We start from the raw sequence: 16,790 nt of genomic DNA, 5'->3' as shown, positions 1-16,790 counted from the left end.
CGGCACGCGTCGCACGACGACGGGCACGCGGCGCCGGAGCGGCAACGGGCTCCTCGACCACGGGCGCGGGGGCCGCGGCGGCGGGGGTTTCGGTGGCGGGCGCCTCGGGGGCGGTCACCGCACGGGTGGCCCGACGACGGGCACGCGGCGCGGCAACCGGAGCCGCGACGGGCTCCTCGACCACGGGAGCAGCCGCGGGAGCGGCCTCCACCACGGCCTCGGCAGCCGCCTCGACGGCGGCCGGAGCGGCCACGGCACGCGTCGCACGACGACGGGCACGCGGCGCCGGAGCGGCAACGGGCTCCTCGACCACGGGCGCGGGGGCCGCGGCGGCGGGGGTTTCGGTGGCCGCGACGACGCCGCCGGGCGGGCCGGCGGGCCGGGAAGCCGCGCGGCGACGCCTGCGCGGGGGCAGGTTGTCGCTGGGGCTGCCACTGTCGGCGGCGGGGGTGTTCTCGTTTTCGGTGTTGAGCATGCGGGGTTCTCCCGTCACGCTCCCGGGCGCCGCGGCTGACGTCCGGTCCGGCACGGCTGCCGCGTAATGAGCGCGGAGCCGGCCTCCGGGGCGCGTTCGCCACACGGGAGCTGTAGTCCATGGCCGCCGGTTCCGTACGTGTTGTCCGTACGGCCTGGCGGAAGTCTTCAGGTCAATGCGCTGCCCGACCCAGGTGGCTCCCGAGTGCCAGGGCTGCGCGACGACGACGATCCCTACGCGGCGGGACCTTCCGGCGCCTTCGCGTCGGTCGTTACGGCGGCCGTGGGTGGGGCGGCCGTGACGGCCTCGCGGTCGGGCGCGAGCGGGTCGGTCACCGTGCCGGACTCCTCGTCGAAGAGCCCCTGCTCCAGCCTGGTCACCGCTGCGGGGACCGGCGGCGCGAGGTCGGCCACAGCGTGGAGACCGGACAGGACGTCGTCGGGTCGCACGGCAGGTGTCAAATGCCGAACAACCAGCCGCAGTATCGCACAAGCATTGTCCAGCGGCCTATCAGCCTGAGCCGGAAGTGCTTCGAGGCTGACCACGGCCCCGCGGGTGTCGAAGGTGCGCACGCCGTTCTTGGTGCGGCGCTGGACCTCGACGGTCTCGGCCGCGAGGAACGTGGTGACGGCCCGTTCGGCGGCCTCGGGCTCGACGCCCTCCAGGCGCAGTTCCCACACGGAGGCCGTCAGCCGGTCGGCGAGGCCCGAGGTGCGGGCCTCGACGGCGTCGATGATGTCGAGCCCGGTGGGCATGGACTCGTCGAGCAGCGCACGGAGCTTTTCGGGGTCCCTGGGGGCCGCGAGGGCGATCTCCAGGTATTCGGCCTCACTGCCGGTACCGGTCGGCGCGGCGTTCGCGTACGAGACGCGGGGGTGCGGGGTGAAGCCGGCCGAGTACGCCATGGGGACCTCCGCGCGGCGAAGCGCCCGCTCGAAGGCTCGTTGGAAGTCTCGGTGACTGGTGAACCGGAGGCGGCCACGCTTGGTGTAGCGCAGTCGAATGCGCTGCACCACCGGTGCGGGAGGCGGGCCTTCGGGCTGTCGCTTGCCCAGTGGTTCTTCTCCTTGTGCGGGGCGTCGCGGCTCGCACGTCGCCCTGAGTGTCTGTGGGGCCTGCCGGCCACGCCCTGCCTCCGGCTCACCCCTGCGTCTTGCGCAGGGAGATCTCGGGAGCGGGCGCGTTGCCTGCGGCTTTCGTACTACCCAGAGTACGCGCCCGTGACCTCGCCGGTTCCCCGGGAGGAGTACCGAACAGCAGACGTCGTACGTCGTCGCGGGCCTCCCGCACCGCGATGCGCGAGCCGCGCCACACGCTGCGGAGGGCGTGTCCGGCGGGTGTGGCGACGTGGCGGTGGAGCCAGGCGGCGGGGCGGGCGACGCAGCCGCGCCACAGCCACAGCAGTCCGCGGCCGAGTGCGCGGCTGATCCGCCCGGCGAGTCGCCAGGCGCCGGCGAGGAGGTGCCCGAGGGGGGTGAGCAGGTACCGGTACAGGTTCCGGCCGAGGGGGGCGAGCAGGTACCGGTACGTCACGGTGGCGCCCGGAACCAGGACGTACCGCCACAGGCCCACCCACGGCCAGTACACGAGCCCCAGCACCACCCACCGCAGCACCAGGGCGACCCCCCGCCCCAGCCACGCGATCCCCCGACCCAGCGGGGTCAGCACGTACCGCCACAGCCCGACCCACGGCCACACGAAGACGGCGGCGAACGCCCTGGGCAGGAACCAGCGCAACCCGTGCCCCAGCGGCGTCAGCACGTACCGCCACAGCCCGCCCGCCACCGGGGCCAGCAGGTACCGGTGGGCGGCGGCGAGCAGTCGGACGATGCCCCGGCCGAGGGGTGCGAGCACGTAGTGGCCGAGCGCGCGGACCGCCCGTACGAGTCCGCGGCCGAGGGGGCCGAACAGGTACCGGTGGGCGGCGGTCGCCGCCGGTACGAGGACGTACCGCCACAGCCCCACCCACGGCCGGTACAGGAGGCCCAGGGCCAGCCACCGCAGCACCAGGACGACACCCCGCCCCAGCCACGCGATCCCGTGCCCGAGCGGCGTCAGCACGTACCGGTACAGGCCGGAGGACAGCCGGGCCAGGGCCGCGCCGACCGGGCGCAGGGCCCGCCGGTGGGTGGTGCGCGCGCCGAGGACGAGCAGGTCCCAGATCAGCCGTACCGGCAGGACGACCAACACGGCGACGATCTTCACGGGGACCCGCACGACCCCCACCGGACACCCTTCGCCGCCGGGCGCGGGCCGTGGCTTCTCGGTTTCCATGCCCTGAAGGACACACCACGGGGCCGAGCCGTTGCGGCACCGGGGCACGAAGGGACGGACCGGCGGGGAACGGGCCGCAAAAGAACGTGCCCCCACCGTTTCCGGTGGGGGCACGTCAGGTGTTTCAGCGACCGGTTCGGCCCGTGGTCACTTCACGACGGTGAGCGGGAGCAGCTTCTTGCCCGTCGGTCCGATCTGGATGTCCAGGTCGAGCTGCGGGCACACGCCGCAGTCGAAGCACGGGGTCCAGCGGCAGTCCTCGACCTCGGTCTCGTCGAGGGCGTCCTGCCAGTCCTCCCAGAGCCAGTCCTTGTCGAGGCCCGAGTCCAGGTGGTCCCAGGGCAGGACCTCCTCGTAGGTGCGTTCGCGGGTCGTGTACCAGGCCACGTCGACGCCGTACGCGGGCAGCGCCTTCTCGGCGGCCTCCATCCAGCGGTCGTACGAGAAGTGCTCGCGCCAGCCGTCGAAGCGGCCACCGGACTCGTACACGGCGCGGATGACGTCGCCGATGCGGCGGTCGCCGCGCGAGAGCAGGCCCTCGACGATGCCCGGCTTGCCGTCGTGGTAGCGGAATCCGATGGAGCGGCCGTACTTCTTGTCCCCGCGGATCTTGTCGCGGAGCTTGCCGAGGCGGGCGTCGGTCTCCTCGGCCGACAGCTGCGGCGCCCACTGGAACGGGGTGTGCGGCTTGGGCACGAACCCGCCGATGGACACCGTGCAGCGGATGTCGTTCTGTCCGGAGACCTCACGGCCCTTGGCGATGACGTTCACCGCCATGTCGCCGATCTGGAGGACGTCCTCGTCGGTCTCGGTCGGCAGGCCGCACATGAAGTACAGCTTCACCTGACGCCAGCCGTTGCCGTACGCCGTGGAGACCGTCCGGATCAGGTCCTCTTCCGAGACCATCTTGTTGATGACCTTGCGCATGCGCTCGGAGCCGCCCTCGGGGGCGAAGGTGAGGCCCGAGCGGCGGCCGTTGCGGGTCAGCTCGTTGGCGAGGTCGACGTTGAAGGCGTCCACGCGGGTCGACGGGAGGGACAGGCCCACCTTGTCGTCCGAGTAGCGGTCCGCGAGGCCCTTGGCGATGTCGGCGATCTCGGTGTGGTCGGCCGAGGAGAGCGACAGCAGGCCGACCTCCTCGAAGCCGGTCGCCTTCAGGCCCTTCTCGACCATTTCGCCGATGCCGGTGATGCTTCGCTCCCGCACGGGGCGCGTGATCATGCCGGCCTGGCAGAAACGGCAGCCGCGGGTGCAACCGCGGAAGATCTCCACGGACATCCGCTCGTGGACGGTCTCGGCGAGCGGAACCAGGGGCTGCTTGGGGTACGGCCACTCGTCGAGGTCCATGACGGTGTGCTTGGACACGCGCCACGGCACGCCGGAGCGGTTCGGTACGACGCGGCCGATGCGGCCGTCCGGCAGGTACTCGACGTCGTAGAAGCCGGGGACGTACACGCCGCCGGTCTTGGCGAGGCGGAGCAGGACCTCCTCGCGGCCGCCCGGGCGCCCCTCGGCCTTCCACGCGCGGATGATCTCGGTCATGTCGAGGACGGCCTGCTCGCCGTCGCCGATGACGGCGCAGTCGATGAACTCCGCGATCGGCTCGGGGTTGAAGGCCGCGTGGCCGCCCGCGAGGACGATCGGGTGGTCGATCGTGCGGTTCCTGGCCTCCAGCGGGATGCCCGCGAGGTCCAGGGCCGTCAGCATGTTGGTGTAGCCGAGCTCGGTGGAGAACGACAGTCCGAAGACGTCGAAGGAGCCGACCGGGCGGTGGCTGTCCACGGTGAACTGCGGCACCTTGTGCTCGCGCATCAGCTCTTCGAGGTCCGGCCACACCGAGTAGGTGCGCTCCGCGAGGACGCCCTCCCGCTCGTTGAGCACCTCGTAGAGGATCATGACGCCCTGGTTGGGCAGCCCCACCTCGTAGGCGTCCGGGTACATGAGCGCCCAGCGGACGTCCGCGCTCTCCCACGGCTTCACCGTGGAGTTGAGCTCACCACCGACGTACTGGATGGGCTTCTGCACATGCGGGAGCAGAGCTTCGAGCTGTGGGAAGACCGACTCGGACATCACGCGACTTTCGTGAAGCGGGCAGGGGGCGACTCTCAAGCGTACCCCGAGGGCCACCAGACCCTGCCCACATGATCACTTGAGTGCGGACCGCAACTCCGGGTCGCGGGCCTCCGCCCAGACGTCCGGGAGTTCCCGTTCGAGTCGCTCCGCGTACGCCTCCTCGCGGGCGTACAGCAGCCCCCAGGTGAAGGAGGCCTCGCTCGCGCCGGTCGCCTGGGCGGCGATGCCGCGCAGCGCCTCGCGGGACACGACGCTGTCCTGGTGTTCGCCGAGCAGGGTCTGTACGGACTTGGCGGCCTTCGACATCCGTTTCGCCGGTTTGCCCAGCGCGGCCCGGGCGGCGTCGGCCGCGTACCGGGTCCGTTTGGCCGCCTTGCGCGCGCCGTGCAGCGCCACGTCGCGGTCCTTGCCCGGTTCCGTCGCCAGGGCGTGTTCGACGCGGTCCGCGAGCCGCTCGTCGTCGTGCAGGATCCCCTCGGGCAGGACGCTTTCGGCGGGCCGGGCGGCGGCCTTGCGCAGCGGCGGGTCCGCCAGCACGGCGTCGAGGGCGTCGAGCAGGCCCAGGTACCAGGCGCTGTCGAGCGTGGCCAGGGCCTGGCCGCGGGAGGCGCGGCGGCGGGCGGTGTCCCAGGTCCGCAGCCGGTCGGCGACCGGCCCGAGCCGCAGGTCGGCGGGGACCTCGTCGAGGCGGGAGCGCAGCCGCCGGGCCAGTACTTCCTGGTCGCGGTCGACGCCGAGTTCGGCGGCCAGTCGGCGCAGTTGTTCGCCGAGCGGGTCGGTGACCGTGCCGTCCAGGACCTTGCGGTAGCTCTTGAAGGCGCTGCGCAGTCGGCGGGTCGCGACGCGCATCTGGTGCACGGAGTCCGGGAGGTCGCGGCGGACGGCGGGATCCTGTGCGACGAGGATGTCGCGCTGGGCCCGCAGGTACGCGAGGACGTGCGCGCCGGCGGATCCGTCGGCGGGATCCGGGCCGGGCCGGGCGGGTGGTGCGGCGCCGGTGTCGGCGAGGGCTCGGGCCAGTTTCGAAGGGGCGTCGGAGACCTTGAGTCCGCCTTCGCCGAACGTCTTCTCGACGGCGTCCAGCAGGGCGGGGTCCGTACCGTCGGCCAGTTCGACCTCGACCTCGGTCCACTCGGCGGTGGTGGTGCCCCGCTCGGCGAGGACGGCGTCGGTGGACAGTTCGGCGAGCAGGCGCCCCTCGGCGTCGAGCAGGTGGACGACGTCACGGGAGGAGACCAGTCGGACCTGCGGTTCCAGTGGCTGTTGCCTGGTCCGGGAGCGCACGAGGGCGGCCAGCGGGCCGGGTACGGAGTCGGCGTCCCCGTCGGAATCGGATGCGCCGAGCGGGGCGTGGACCTCGTCGCGGACGCCCGGTGAGACGGGCAGTTTGAGGTGCCAGCCGGCGTCCTCGCCGCCGGTTCGGCGGCGCAGGGTCACGCCGTCGGCGGCGAGCCGACGGTCGGGGGTGTCGTAGTAGACGGCGTCGAGGAGGACCGTGCCGCGGTCCCGGGTCTGCGCGATCCCGGCGGTGCCGGTCAGGTCCGGGACGCGGGCGGGGTCCTTCCCGGGCCCCGCGCGCCTGCCGGTCCCGTCGCCCTTCCCGGCGCTGTCGCCCTTACCGGCTTTCCGGGACTTCCGGCCCTTCTCGGGCGCGAACTCGAATTTCCGCTCGATCTCACGCTTGCTGTCCGCCATGAACCGAATCTAGACCGGTTCGGGCCGCCGCGGGAGTGCGCCACGACGCGCCGGAGGCGGGCCGGGAACGTCCCGGCCCGCCTCCGCTTCGCCCTCGGGCCCCGCCTTCGGCCCCGCGTTCGTCCCCCGGCCGCCGGTCAGGCCGACAGGGGGCGTTGCACCCGGATGGATTGGAGCAGGCCCACCGCGATCCACACGGCGAACATCGAGGATCCTCCGTAGGACACGAAGGGCAGCGGCAGACCGGCGACCGGCATGATGCCGAGCGTCATGCCGATGTTCTCGAAGGCCTGGAAGGCGAACCAGGCGATGATCCCGGCGCAGACGATCGTCCCGTACAGCTCCGTGGTCTCACGGGCGATCATGCAGGCGCGCCACAGCACGATGCCCAGCAGTACGAGGATCAGCCCGGCCCCGAGGAAGCCCAGCTCCTCCCCCGCGACCGTGAAGACGAAGTCGGTCTGCTGCTCGGGCACGAACTGGCCGGTGGTCTGGGAGCCCTTGAAGAGGCCGGATCCGGTGAGTCCGCCGGAGCCGATCGCGATGCGGGCCTGGTTGGTGTTGTAGCCGACGCCCGCCGGATCGAGTTCGGGGTTGGCGAAGGCCGCGAAGCGGTTGATCTGGTACTCGTCGAGGACGCCGAGCTGCCAGATCAGGATGGCCCCGCCCGCGCCGGAGCCGATCAGTCCGAGCACCCAGCGGTTGGACGCGCCGGAGCCCAGCAGGACGCCGAGCACGATGACGACCATGACCATGACGGAGCCGAGGTCGGGCATCAGCATGACGATGCCCATCGGGGCGGCGGCCAGGCACAGTGCCTTGACGACGGTGCGGTGGTCGGGGTGGGCGAGGTCACCCGCGTCCACCCGTGACGCGAGCAGCATCGCCATGCCCAGGATGATCGTGATCTTCACGAACTCGGAGGGCTGGAGCGAGAATCCGCCGCCGATCACGATCCACGCGTGGGCGCCGTTGATGGTGGCGCCCAGCGGGGTGAGCACCGCGATGATCAGGACCAGTGAGAGCCCGTACAGGACCGGTACGGCGCCGCGCAGGGTGCGGTGCCCGAGCCAGATGGTGCCGATCATCAGCACGAGGCCGATGCCGGTGTTCAAGGCGTGCCGGAACAGGAAGTAGTACGGGTCGCCCTGGTTCAGCTGGGTCCGATTGCGGGTGGCCGACCACACCAGCAGGGCGCCGATGAAGGAAAGGGCGAGCGCGGACAGGAGTATCGGCCAGTCGAGCCGGCGCACGACGGAGTCGCGGGCGGTGAGCTTGGCCACCGTCCCGCGCTCGGGCGCGTACCGGGAGACGGAGAACTTGTTGGCGGTCTGCATGTCGTGCGGTCCTCGGTCCTCAGTCCTGGTGCTTGGGGGGTGTGGCCGGAGGGCCGGCGAGCACGGGCGGTGCCTCGTCCTCCGGGGACGGCGGCACGTAGGGCTTGATCTCGGGGGCCTCGATCGAGCCGTCGGCGTTGACCTTGGGCAGTTGTGCCTGCGGCTTCGGCAGCAGGGCCCGCTTGAGGTCCTGCTTGCCGGCCATGTCGAGCCCGTACATGGCGTTGTAGATGTTGCGGACGGCGGGCCCGGAGGCCCCGGAGCCGGTGCCGCCCTGGGAGATCGTCATGACGATGGTGAAGTCGTCGGTGTAGGTCGCCAGCCACGAGGTGGTCTGCTTGCCGTAGACCTGGGCGGTGCCGGTCTTGGCCCGCATCGGGATCTTGTCGAGCGGCCAGCCGCCGAACCTCCAGGCGGCGGTGCCGCCGGGCGCGACGACCGAGCGCAGCCCCTTGTCCAGGTCGTTGATCGTCTTGGCGTCGATCGGCAGCCGGCCGTGGGAGGCGGGCTTGATCATGTCGACGCGCTTGCCGTCGGGGCTGATCACGGCCTTGCCGACGGTGGGGTTGTAGAGGGTGCCGCCGTTGCTGATGGCGGCGTAGGCGGTGGCCATCTGGATGGGGGTGACGAGGACGTCACCCTGGCCGATGGCGAAGTTGATGCTGTCGAACGCCTTGAGTTGGTTGCCTTCGAGGCAGCTCTCGTAGGCGATCTGCTGGACGTAGGTGCCGCCCTTCTTGCCCTGCTTGCACCAGGAGTCCTTGTTGGCCGCCCAGAAGCTCTTCTTCCACCGGCGGTCGGGGATCCGGCCGGTGACCTCGTTCGGCAGGTCGACGCCGGTCTCCGAGCCGAGCCCGAACTCGCGGGCGGTCCGGTAGAACCAGTCGTGGGCGTCCTTCTTGGGCTTGAGGCCGCCGTCGCGCTGCCATTCCTTGTGGCCGAGGGCGTAGAAGACGGTGTTGCAGGAGAACTTGAGGGCGTCCCCGAGGGTGATGGGGCCGTGGCCCTGGGACTCGAAGTTGGCGAAGCTGCGGCCGCCCAGGCTGTAGGAGCTGCTGCAGTTGTACTTGCTGTTGAAGTCGTAGCCGGCCCGCACGGCCGCGCTCGCCGAGACCACCTTGAAGATGGAGCCGGCGGGGGCCTGGCCCTGGATGGCGCGGTTGAGCAGCGGGTAGTTGGAGCTCTTGCTGGTCAGCCTGGCGTAGTCGGTGCCGGAGATGCCGCCGACCCAGGCGTTGGGGTCGTAGTCGGGCTGGGAGGCCATGGCGACGATGCGGCCGGTCTTGGTCTCCATGACGACGACGGCGCCCGAGTCGGCCTCGTACTTGCGGCCGGTGATCTTGTCGGTCTCGTTGCGGACGGTCTTCATCGCCGCTTGGAGTTCGAATTCGGCGACGGACTGGACCCGTGCGTCGATGCTGGTGACGAGCGTGGCGCCGGGGATGCCCGGGTCGGACTTGGTCTGGCCCATGACCCGGCCGAGGTTGTCGACCTCGTAGGAGGTGACCTCCGCCTTGCCCCGCAGCTGCGTGTCGTAGGTGCGCTCGATGCCGGAGCGGCCGACCTGGTCGGACCGCAGGTGGGGCGAGTCGGTGTCCTTGGCCTTCTGGATCTCCGCGTCGGTGACGGGCGAGAGGTAGCCGAGGACCTGCGCGGTCCGGGTCCCGCCGGGGGCAGGGTAGCGGCGGACGGCGGTGGGTTCCGCGGTGATGCCGGGGAAGTCCTCGGGGCGTTCGCGCAGTTGCAGTGCCTGCTGCGTGGTGGCTTCGAGGGTGACCGGGATCGGCTGGTACGGGGAGCCGTTCCAGCAGGGTTTGGGGGTTTCGGAGTCGCAGAGCCGAACCTTGTCCATGACTTCCTTGGGAGCCATGTCCAGGACGCCGGCGAGGCGGGTCATGACGGCCTTGCCCCGGTCCTTCATCTTCATCAGCTGGGTGCGGCTGGCGGAGACGACCAGGCGGGTTTCGTTGTCGGCGAGCGCGATGCCGCGGGCGTCGAGGATGGAACCGCGTACGGCGGGTTGGACGACCCGCTGGACGTGGTTGCTCTTCGCCTCGTGGTAGTACTCCTCGCCGTTGCGGATCTGGAGGTACCACAGGCGTCCGCCGAGGGTGACGAACATGGAGAGGACGAGCACCTGGATGATGACCAGGCGGATCCGCACCCGGGAGGTGCGGCCGGTCTCGGGGATGTTGCTCACGTCCGCTCCCGTCTCACAGTTTCTTGACGCTCTTCACGCTCTTCACTGCCTTGACGCCCTTTATGCGGCCGGCCCGGTTGGCCCGTCCCCGTGCGGTCTTCAGGCGCAGGCCGCCGCGCTGGCTGCCGATGCGCAGTCCGGTGCCGCCGGCGAGCCAGCCGCTGGACACGTCGTTGCCCTGGGGCGGTCCGCCGCCGGCCTCGACGGCCATCGGGTCGTTCTCGGCGCGCCGGGCCAGGGCCATGATGAACGGCACCGTGAAGGGCGCGAGGAGCAGGTCGTAGAGGGTGGCGGTGAACACCAGCCCGGTCAGGCCCACGTGGCGGGCGGCGGTGTCGCCGACGAGGGCGCCCACTCCGGCGTAGAGGAGGGTCGAGCCGATCGCGGCGGCGACGACGGTGAGCATCGGCCCCCAGGCCGAGCGGAACCGTCCGTTGTCGGGCCGGACCAGGCCGACGAGGTAGCCGATCAGGCACAGCACGAGCGCGTACCGGCCGGCGGCGTGGTCGGCGGGCGGGGCCAGGTCGGTGAGCAGTCCGGCACCGAAGCCGATGAGGGCGCCGCTGAGGTGCCCGTACACGAGGGCGAGGGCGACGACGGTCAGGAGGACGAGGTCGGGTACGGCGCCGGGCAGCTGGAGGCGGCCGAGGACGCAGACCTGCACGACGAGGGCGACCACGATGAGGGTGGCCGAGAGCAGGATCCGGTTGAAGCGCATGACGGTCAGCTCCTACTCGTCGGCCGGCTTGCCGGACACGCCGGTGGAGGGCGTGACCGTGACCGTGACGGTCGGGGTCGGCTTGGGGGCCTCGGGCTTGGGCGGCAGGACCGTGTCGCGGGGGTCCTCGCGCGGCGGCATGACGACGACGCCGACAATGTCCAGGCGGGAGAAGCCCACGTACGGGCGGATCCAGACGGTCCGGGTCAGGTCGCCGCGCGAGGGGTCGACCTTGACGACCTCGCCGATCGGGACACCCGGCACGAAGGGCTTGTTCCCGCGCGAGCCGAAGGTGACGAGCCGGTCGCCCGGGCTCACCTTGGCCTTGCCGTTGAGCATCTGGACGGAGAGCGCCCGGTCGCCCTGGCCGGTGGCGAAGCCGAGTTCGTTGGTCTTCTCCAGCCGGGTTCCGACGGTGAAGTCGGGGTCGTTGGCGAGGACGACGGTGGCGGTGTCGGGGCCGACGGTGGCGACCCGGCCGACGAGCCCGTCCCCGTTGAGGACGGTCATGTCGCGCTCGATGCCGTCCTTGCTGCCGGCGTCGATGGTGACGGTCCAGGAGAAGCCCTGGGCCGCTCCTATGGCGATGACCTCGGCACCCTTGATGCCGTACTGACCGGCGCCGGCGCGCTTGAGCATCTCGTCGAGTTCGCGGATCCGGCTGCGGTTCTGGTCCTCGCTGCCGAGCTTCGCCTTCATCATGCTGTTCTCGCGTTCGAGCGTGGCGATCCGGTTGTGGCGCTCACCGGAGTCGCGCACCGCCCCTATGGCGTTGGCGACCGGGTCCACCGCGGTCGCGACGCCCTTCTCGACCGGGCCGAAGACCGCCGCGGCGGCCTGCCGGGCACCGTCGACCGGAGACTCCTCACCCGCTCTGATGTCCACCGTGATCAATGCGAACGCGATGGCGATCAGAAGCACCAGGAGCAGCCGGCTCTCTCGTGTGTCCCTCACGTGCGGCGGCCGTGCCTTCCTCGTAGATACCCGTGCGGCGAAGCCGCTCCGGTGGAGCCGGGACTCCGACCGGACTGTGCCTGTATATCAACGATCCGCCGCACCGGCGCGCTAGCACCCGTACGGCGGATCCTTGTGTTCCGCTTGCCCCTTCGACGGGGATCCGGTCATCGTCGGGGCTGGGCGTCCAGGACCTGCTGGAGGGCTTCGAACTCCTCCACGCACTTGCCGGAGCCGAGCGCGACGGAGTCGAGCGGATCCTCCGCGATGTGGATCGGCATGCCCGTCTCGCGGCGCAGCCGCTCGTCGAGGCCGCGCAGCAGGGCGCCGCCTCCGGTCAGCACGATGCCGCGGTCCATGATGTCGCCGGAGAGTTCCGGCGGGCACTTGTCGAGGGTCGTCTTGACCGCGTCGACGATGGCGTTGACCGGCTCCTCGATGGCCTTGCGCACCTCGGCCGCGGAGATGACCACGGTCTTGGGCAGACCCGAGACGAGGTCGCGGCCACGGATCTCGGTGTGCTCGTCCTTGTCGAGGTCGTACGCCGACCCGATGGTGATCTTGATCTGTTCCGCGGTCCGCTCACCGAGGAGGAGCGAGTACTCCTTCTTGATGTGCTGGATGATCGCGTTGTCCAGCTCGTCACCGGCCACCCGGATGGACTGTGCCGTGACGATTCCGCCGAGGGAGATGACGGCGACCTCGGTGGTGCCGCCGCCGATGTCCACGACCATGTTTCCGGTGGCCTCGTGGACGGGCAGGCCCGAGCCGATGGCGGCGGCCATGGGCTCCTCGATGATGTGCACCTGACGGGCGCCGGCCTGCGTGGACGCCTCGATGACGGCGCGTCGCTCCACTCCCGTGATGCCGGAGGGCACGCAGACCACCACGCGCGGACGGGCCAGGTAGCGGCGCTTGTGGATCTTGAGGATGAAGTACCGGAGCATCCGCTCGGTGATCTCGAAGTCGGCGATCACGCCATCCTTGAGGGGCCGTACGGCGACGATGTTGCCGGGCGTCCGGCCGATCATCTTCTTCGCCTCGGAGCCGACCGCCAGGATGCCACCGGTGTTCGTGTTGATGGCGACCACGGACGGCTCGTTCAGGACGATTCCCCGGCCCCTCACGTACACCAGCGTGTTGGCGGTCCCGAGGTCGATCGCCATGTCACGGCCGATGAACGACATAGTGTTCCCCTTGTTCCCCATGAGGAGCGTCTGGCCTTCCAGTTGATAGCGGCTGCTGTCAGGTCGGCGAGGTGGGTGTGTGGGTGGAGGCCCCATCGTAGTGCCGCAAGTACGGACACCGCGCGACGGGACTCCGGCAATCCCGCCGGAACGGATACCCGCCCCCTTAGTGGTGACGTCGCGTCCTGCCCATGCGTTCCCCGAAGGGGCCGGGAATACCGAAGGGCGACCGAAATTACTTCGGTCGCCCCAGGTCATGAGCGCTATTTGGCTGATGTCTCGTCAGGAAAGAGTATTCAGAGCGCGGGGAAGAACAGCTTCAGTTCCCGCTCCGCGGACTCCTCGGAATCCGAGGCGTGGATCAGGTTCTCCCGGGTGATGCTCCCGAAGTCCCCCCGGATGGAGCCGGGCGCGGCGGCGATCGGGTCGGTGGGGCCGGCCAGCTGACGGACACCCTCGATCACGCGTTCCCCTTCGACCACGAGGGCGACGACCGGACCGCTCGACATGAAGCCCATGAGCGGCTCGTAGAAGGGCTTGCCCTTGTGCTCGCCGTAGTGGGTCTCCAGTGTCTGCGCGTCCAGCGTGCGCAGCTCCAGCGCGGGGATGGTCCAGCCGGCCTTGCGCTCGATGCGACCGACGATCTCGCCGATCAGGCCGCGACGGACGGCGTCGGGCTTGAGCAGGACGAGCGTGCGCTGGGTCATGGTGGCAACTCCTTGCGGCATACGGGTGCGGTAGGACGAATCTACAGGGCCGTCACGGTGAACCGTCACGCAGCGTCAGGAGCCGCCGCTTCCGCCTGCTCGGCCCAGCGGGCCTTGATGGCGTCGATCCGCCGTCCGTAGTGCACCGAGCACCACCACAGACCGGCGAAGACCGCGCCCAGGAAGAACATCGTCGGCACCACGAAGCCGCTGGCGATCAGGCCGATCTGGAGCGCCCAGCCGAGCTGGACCGCGCCCGGGCGCGAGAGCATCCCGCACAGCAGCACGGACAGCAGCATGGTCACGCCGCAGACCGTCCACACCTGGGCCTGGGTCAGGTCCGGGTTCTTCATGGCCACCAGGCCCGCGAAACCGACGATGAAGAACTCACCGATCAGCGTGCTCGCGCAGAGCGTGCGCATCGATCCCTCAGCCTCTCTTGAACAGCAGGCGGGCCTCGCCCACCGTGATCACGGAACCGGTCACCAGGACTCCGGCCCCTCCGTACTCGGCCTCTTCCTCCGCCAGGGTGACGGCGGCCTCCAGGGCGTCGTCGAGCCGCGGCTCGACCTGCACCCGGTCGGCGCCGAAGACCTCGACCGCGACGGCCGCCAGCTCGTCCGCGCCCATGGCCCGGTGGCTGGTGTTCTCCGTGATGACGACCTCCGCGAAGATCGGCTCGAAGGCCTCCAGCACCCCCCTGACGTCCTTGCCCTCGCTCGCCGCCACGACCCCGATGAGCCGGCTGAAGCCGAACGCCTCGGTGACCGCCTCGGCCGTGACCCGGGCGCCCGCCGGGTTGTGCGCGGCGTCCAGCACCACGGTGGGACTGCGGCGGACGACCTCCATGCGGCCCGGTGAGGTCACCGAGGCGAAGGCCTTCCGCACGGTGTCGCCGTCCAGTTCGCGGGCGTGCTCCCCGCCGATCCCGAAGAACGCCTCGACGGCCGCCAGGGCGACGGCCGCGTTGTGCGCCATGTGGGCGCCGTACAGCGGCAGGAAGATGCCGTCGTACTCGCCGCCCACACCGCGCAGGGTCAGCATCTGGCCGCCGACCGCCACCTCGCGGGCGACGACACCGAACTCCATGCCCTCGCGGGCCACCGTCGCGTCGACCTCGACGGCCTTCTTCAGCAGCACCTGTGCGGCGTCCACCGGTTGCTGCGCCAGGATGACGGTCGCGTCCTGCTTGATGATGCCGCCCTTCTCCTGGGCGATCTCACCGGGCGTCGTGCCGAGCCGGTCGGTGTGGTCGAGGCTGATGGGGGTGATCACCGCGACCGTGCCGTCGATGACGTTCGTGGCGTCCCAGCTGCCGCCCATGCCGACCTCGACGACGGCCACGTCGACGGGCGCGTCCGCGAACGCCGCGTACGCCATGCCCGTGAGGACCTCGAAGAACGACAGCCGGTACTCCTCGGCCGCGTCGACCATCTCCACGTACGGCTTGACGTCGTGGTACGTCTCGACGAAACGCTCGGCGTCGATCGGGGCGCCGTCCAGGCTGATCCGCTCGGTCACCGACTGCACGTGCGGGCTGGTGTAGCGACCCGTGCGCAGCTCGAAGGCGTTCAGCAGGGCCTCGATCATGCGGGCGGTGCTGGTCTTGCCGTTGGTGCCGGTGACGTGGATCGAGGGGTACGCGCGCTGCGGCTCGCCCAGGACGTCCATCAGCGCGGAGATCCGGCTGACGGAGGGCTCCAGCTTGGTCTCGCCCCAGCGCGTCGCCAGCTCCTGCTCCACCTCCAGCAGCGCCTTCGCCACCTCGGGGTCCTCGGGGCGGGACGGCACGGGATCGCCCTGGGGCGCTCCGGCCTGCGCGCGCAGGGTACGACTACCGGCCTCGATCACCGCCAGGTCGGGGTCGCGGTCGGACTCCTCCGCGACGATCTGGTCGAACGCGTCGACGGTGTTGTCTCGGTCGGGGTTCTCGGGCTGCTGGTCACTCACGGACCCCAGTCTACGGACGGGGACCCCGAGGACTTTCGACCCGGCCCTTTCGGGACCTTCGGCGGGGATCGCGACCTGATCGTTATGCAAGCCTTGCGGGCAGGAGATTGGGGAACAAATGCCGCAGGCCAGCACCAAGAAGACCGCGTCCAGCCGCGACATAGGAATCGACCTGGGGACCGCCAACACCCTCGTCTACGCCCGGGGTCACGGGATCGTCCTCAATGAGCCGTCCGTGGTCGCGGTCAGGGCGGGCACGACCACGGCGCTCGCCGTCGGCGCGGAGGCCAAGGAGACCATCGGCCGCACGCCGGGCTCCATCACCGCGATCCGCCCCCTGAAGGGCGGGGTGATCTGCGACTACGAGGCCGCCGAGGAGATGATCCGGCACTTCGTCCGCAAGGCCGTCCCGGGCCGGCGCCCACGCACCCGCATGGTCATCTGCGTGCCCTCGGGGGTGACCCCGGTCGAGCGACGGGCCATCGTGCACGCCTCCACCCGGGCCGGCGCGAAGTCCGTCCACCTCATCGAGGAACCCATGGCGGCGGCCATCGGCGCGGGCCTTCCGGTGGCCGAGGCCCGCGGCTCGATGGTCGTCGACATCGGTGGCGGCACCTCCGAGGTGGCCGTCATCTCCCTCGGCGGCATCGTCACCGCCCAGTCCCTGCGGATCGGCGGCGACCGGCTCGACGCGGCGATCATGGATCACGTGCGCAAGGAGCACTCCCTGCTGATCGGCGAGCGCACCGCCGAGGACGTCAAGGTCGCCATCGGCTCCGCCGGGCCCGTCCCGGACCGGCCGGAGCTGGAGACCCTCACCTTCACGGTGCGCGGCCGCGAGCGGGTCGGTGGCATGCCCAAGACCCTCGAACTCACCGCCGCCGACGTCCGGGCCGCGCTCGACGAACCGGTCGAGGCCATCATCGCGGCCGTCCGCACCACCCTGGAGGAGTGCCCCCCGGAGCTCTCCGGGGACGTCATGGAACACGGCATCGTGCTCACCGGGGGTGGCGCGCTGCTGCCGGGCCTGGACCTGCGCATCGCCGCCGCGACCGGCATCCCCGTCTTCGTCGCGGACGCCCCGCTGGACTGCGTGGCCCTCGGCTCGGGCCGCTGCGTCGAGGACCTGGACACACTGAACGGCCTGCTGGCCCCGGCCAAGGCCTGACCGGACCGGCTCGGGAGGTCGCCCGGCGGTCGCGGCGGCTCCGCGCCCGCCG

The 16,790-nt window shown here is 70.9% G+C and carries 13 protein-coding genes and 1 pseudogene; 1 reads left to right on the top strand and 13 read right to left on the bottom strand.

The features are described from left to right. The 13 genes and pseudogenes from ACZ58N_RS09210 to folC all read right to left on the bottom strand — a co-directional run. A pseudogene (locus ACZ58N_RS09210) lies at window positions 1-475 on the bottom strand (ribonuclease E/G); the annotation flags it as partial. 233 nt (window positions 476-708) lie between these two features. Beyond that, entirely contained in the window at window positions 709-1,488 is a 780-nt protein-coding gene (locus ACZ58N_RS09205) for a TIGR03936 family radical SAM-associated protein (protein ID WP_471157569.1), read from the bottom strand. A 127-nt stretch (window positions 1,489-1,615) separates the two neighbouring features. Continuing rightward, on the bottom strand, window positions 1,616-2,692 hold the full coding sequence (locus ACZ58N_RS09200) for a hypothetical protein (RefSeq protein ID WP_471157256.1): 1,077 nt from the start codon (window positions 2,690-2,692) through the stop codon (window positions 1,616-1,618). Between the two features lie 204 nt (window positions 2,693-2,896). Then, window positions 2,897-4,822, bottom strand: a complete 1,926-nt coding sequence (locus ACZ58N_RS09195) for a TIGR03960 family B12-binding radical SAM protein (RefSeq protein ID WP_471157254.1) — start codon at window positions 4,820-4,822, stop codon at window positions 2,897-2,899. A 72-nt stretch (window positions 4,823-4,894) separates the two neighbouring features. Beyond that, window positions 4,895-6,517: a CYTH and CHAD domain-containing protein gene (locus tag ACZ58N_RS09190; RefSeq protein WP_471157252.1), complete on the bottom strand. Its 1,623-nt coding sequence runs from the start codon at window positions 6,515-6,517 to the stop codon at window positions 4,895-4,897. Between the two features lie 137 nt (window positions 6,518-6,654). Then, the gene (gene rodA, locus ACZ58N_RS09185; protein ID WP_471157250.1) at window positions 6,655-7,854 is read right to left on the bottom strand and encodes a rod shape-determining protein RodA; all 1,200 of its coding nucleotides are present in this window, start codon (window positions 7,852-7,854) and stop codon (window positions 6,655-6,657) included. A gap of 19 nt (window positions 7,855-7,873) precedes the next feature. Next, entirely contained in the window at window positions 7,874-10,054 is a 2,181-nt protein-coding gene (gene mrdA, locus ACZ58N_RS09180) for a penicillin-binding protein 2 (RefSeq protein WP_471157248.1), read from the bottom strand. A gap of 13 nt (window positions 10,055-10,067) precedes the next feature. Beyond that, complete coding sequence (gene mreD / locus ACZ58N_RS09175; protein ID WP_281209717.1) at window positions 10,068-10,772, bottom strand: rod shape-determining protein MreD; 705 nt, start codon at window positions 10,770-10,772, stop codon at window positions 10,068-10,070. A 12-nt stretch (window positions 10,773-10,784) separates the two neighbouring features. Next, window positions 10,785-11,726, bottom strand: coding sequence for a rod shape-determining protein MreC (mreC, locus tag ACZ58N_RS09170; protein ID WP_471157246.1), 942 nt, complete (start codon window positions 11,724-11,726; stop codon window positions 10,785-10,787). Between the two features lie 167 nt (window positions 11,727-11,893). Continuing rightward, window positions 11,894-12,913 carry a rod shape-determining protein gene (locus ACZ58N_RS09165; RefSeq protein ID WP_008738981.1) on the bottom strand — a complete coding sequence of 340 codons (1,020 nt, stop codon included), beginning with the start codon at window positions 12,911-12,913 and terminating at the stop codon, window positions 11,894-11,896. Window positions 12,914-13,209: 296 nt separating this feature from the next. Continuing rightward, on the bottom strand, window positions 13,210-13,620 hold the full coding sequence (gene ndk, locus ACZ58N_RS09160) for a nucleoside-diphosphate kinase (protein ID WP_388894689.1): 411 nt from the start codon (window positions 13,618-13,620) through the stop codon (window positions 13,210-13,212). Between the two features lie 65 nt (window positions 13,621-13,685). Further along, on the bottom strand, window positions 13,686-14,042 hold the full coding sequence (locus tag ACZ58N_RS09155; protein ID WP_388894686.1) for a DUF4233 domain-containing protein: 357 nt from the start codon (window positions 14,040-14,042) through the stop codon (window positions 13,686-13,688). A gap of 7 nt (window positions 14,043-14,049) precedes the next feature. Next, window positions 14,050-15,570: a bifunctional tetrahydrofolate synthase/dihydrofolate synthase gene (gene folC / locus ACZ58N_RS09150; RefSeq protein WP_471157243.1), complete on the bottom strand. Its 1,521-nt coding sequence runs from the start codon at window positions 15,568-15,570 to the stop codon at window positions 14,050-14,052. A 118-nt stretch (window positions 15,571-15,688) separates the two neighbouring features. Between folC and ACZ58N_RS09145 the strand changes: the two genes are divergently transcribed. Further along, entirely contained in the window at window positions 15,689-16,738 is a 1,050-nt protein-coding gene (locus ACZ58N_RS09145; protein ID WP_471157241.1) for a rod shape-determining protein, read from the top strand. Window positions 16,739-16,790 lie beyond the last annotated feature (52 nt).

It is taken from the genome of Streptomyces sp. NPDC040432 (assembly GCF_055595445.1).
The sequence above is the reverse complement of the archived record's forward strand: the minus strand, read 5'-3'. Positions and strand labels throughout refer to the sequence as shown.

What these genes read in the sequence shown, in the direction of transcription:
- ACZ58N_RS09190 (WP_471157252.1), bottom strand. Translation starts at nt 6,517, where the DNA reads ATGGCGGACAGCAAGCGTGAGATCGAGCGGAAATTCGAGTTCGCGCCC.
- rodA (WP_471157250.1), bottom strand. Translation starts at nt 7,854, where the DNA reads ATGCAGACCGCCAACAAGTTCTCCGTCTCCCGGTACGCGCCCGAGCGC.
- mreD (WP_281209717.1), bottom strand. Translation starts at nt 10,772, where the DNA reads ATGCGCTTCAACCGGATCCTGCTCTCGGCCACCCTCATCGTGGTCGCC.
- ACZ58N_RS09165 (WP_008738981.1), bottom strand. Translation starts at nt 12,913, where the DNA reads ATGTCGTTCATCGGCCGTGACATGGCGATCGACCTCGGGACCGCCAAC.
- ndk (WP_388894689.1), bottom strand. Translation starts at nt 13,620, where the DNA reads ATGACCCAGCGCACGCTCGTCCTGCTCAAGCCCGACGCCGTCCGTCGC.
- ACZ58N_RS09155 (WP_388894686.1), bottom strand. Translation starts at nt 14,042, where the DNA reads ATGCGCACGCTCTGCGCGAGCACGCTGATCGGTGAGTTCTTCATCGTC.
- ACZ58N_RS09145 (WP_471157241.1), top strand. Translation starts at nt 15,689, where the DNA reads ATGCCGCAGGCCAGCACCAAGAAGACCGCGTCCAGCCGCGACATAGGA.